Here is a 2,081-nt window from a genome sequence, read left to right as displayed (position 1 = left end):
AAAGCGGTTAACCCGTATCTGGAACCGGCGGAAGTTGCGCCGGAGTCTGCGCTTTCAAACCTCATCGCTCTGTACGCTGCGGATAACGAGCAGGAGCATCTGCGCCGTGAGGCGCTGAGTGATAAGGTTTGGGAACGTTATTTCTTCAATGAATCCCGCGATCCTGTCCAGCGTGAAATGGAGCAGGATCGGCTGATTAGCCATGCCAAAATGGCCCGCGAACAGCAGCGCGTTAATCCCGATTTGGTGATTATTGCCGATGTTAGCGCCATGCCTGCCCATATTAGCAAGCCTTTGCTGGAGCGGATTAAATACTTCCATAGCCTGGGCAGGGCTAAAGCTTATTCCCGCTATCTGCGCGAAACAATCAGGCCTTGTCTGGAGCGGCTGGAGCGCGTGCGTGACAGCCAGGTGTCTGCGTCTTTCCGGTTCATGGCGAGCCAGGACGGGCTGGAGGGGCTGCTGGTACTGCCTGAAATGAATCAGGAGCAGGTCAAGCGCCTTTCCACGCTGGTTGCGGCACATATGAGCATGTGTCTTGATGCGGCCTGCGGTGATCTGTTTGTCAGTGACGATGTTAAACCAGAAGAAATCCGCCAGGCATGGGAAAGGGTTGCTGCAGAAGCCATGCGCCTTGAGGTCATCCCGCCTGCCTTTGAGCAGTTGCGCCGCAAAAAGCGCCGCCGCAAGCCGGTGCCTTATGAACTGATCCCACCGTCGCTGGCGCGCATGCTGTGCGCGGACTGGTGGTATCGCAAATTGTGGCAGATGCGCTGCGAGTGGCGGGAGGAGCAGCTGCGCGCCGTCTGCCTGGTCAACAAGAAAGCGTCCCCGTATGTCAGCTATGAAGCCGTGATCCACAAACGCGAGCAGCGCCGCAAATCGCTGGAGTTCTTCCGCTCGCATGAGCTGGTCAACGAATACGGTGACACGCTGGATATGGAAGATGTGGTGAACGCCAGCAACAGCAACCCGGCGCACCGCCGTAATGAAATGATGGCCTGTGTTAAAGGGCTGGAGCTGATCGCGGAAATGCGCGGAGACTGCGCCGTGTTCTATACCATCACCTGCCCGTCACGCTTCCACGCAACCCTCAACAACGGCAGACCTAATCCGAAATGGACCAGTGCCACGGTCCGGCAGAGCAGTGACTATCTGGTTGATACATTCGCCGCTTTCCGCAAGGCCATGCACAAAGCCGGGCTGCGCTGGTACGGCGTCCGCGTTGCAGAGCCGCACCATGACGGCACTGTGCACTGGCATCTTCTGTGCTTTATGCGCAAAAAAGACCGTCGTTCCATCACCGCGCTGCTGCGTAAGTTTGCCATCCGTGAAGACCGCGAGGAGCTGGGCACCAATACCGGACCGCGCTTCAAGTCCGAGCTAATCAACCCGCGCAAGGGCACACCGACAAGCTACATCGCCAAATACATCAGTAAGAACATCGACGGGCGCGGGCTGGCTAAAGAAATCAGCAAAGAAACCGGCAGATCACTGCGTGACAGCGCCGAGCATGTCAGCGCCTGGGCGTCACTGCACCGTGTCCAGCAATTTCGTTTCTTTGGTATTCCGGGGCGCCAGGCATACCGCGAGCTGCGCTTGCTGGCTGGTCAGGCGGCGAGAGTACAGGGCGAACGCAAAGCGGGTGCGCCTGTACTGGATAATCCACGTCTGGATGCGGTACTGGCGGCTGCAGATGCGGGTTGCTTTGCCACCTACATCATGAAGCAGGGCGGTGTACTGGTTCCCCGCAAACATCACCTTGTCCGCACGGCTTATGAGCTTAACGACGAACCGAGCGCCTACGGCGATCACGGTATCCGTATCTATGGCATCTGGTCCCCGATTGCAGAGGGCAAGATTTGCACGCACGCGATGAAGTGGAAAAAGGTTCGTAAGGCCGTTGACGTTCAGGAGGCGGCAGCCGACCAGGGCGCTTGCGCCCCTTGGACTCGTGGCAATAACTGTCCCCCTGTTGAAAATTTGAACCAGACAGGGGGGGATCTACCCGATATTAAAACCATGAATGAGAAGGAACTGCATGATTACCTCCACAGCATGAGCCAGAAAGAACGGCGGGA

General features: G+C 57.5%; 1 protein-coding gene. It reads left to right on the top strand.

The features are described from left to right. Positions 1–2,081, top strand: a 2,081-nt coding sequence (locus JTI85_RS19005) for a replication endonuclease (RefSeq protein ID WP_255574887.1), incomplete at both ends; no start/stop codon positions are given.

This window comes from Citrobacter sp. Colony219 (assembly GCF_019382635.1).
Classification (GTDB): domain Bacteria; phylum Pseudomonadota; class Gammaproteobacteria; order Enterobacterales; family Enterobacteriaceae; genus Citrobacter; species Citrobacter youngae.
This window is presented reverse-complemented; position numbering and strand designations above follow the sequence as displayed.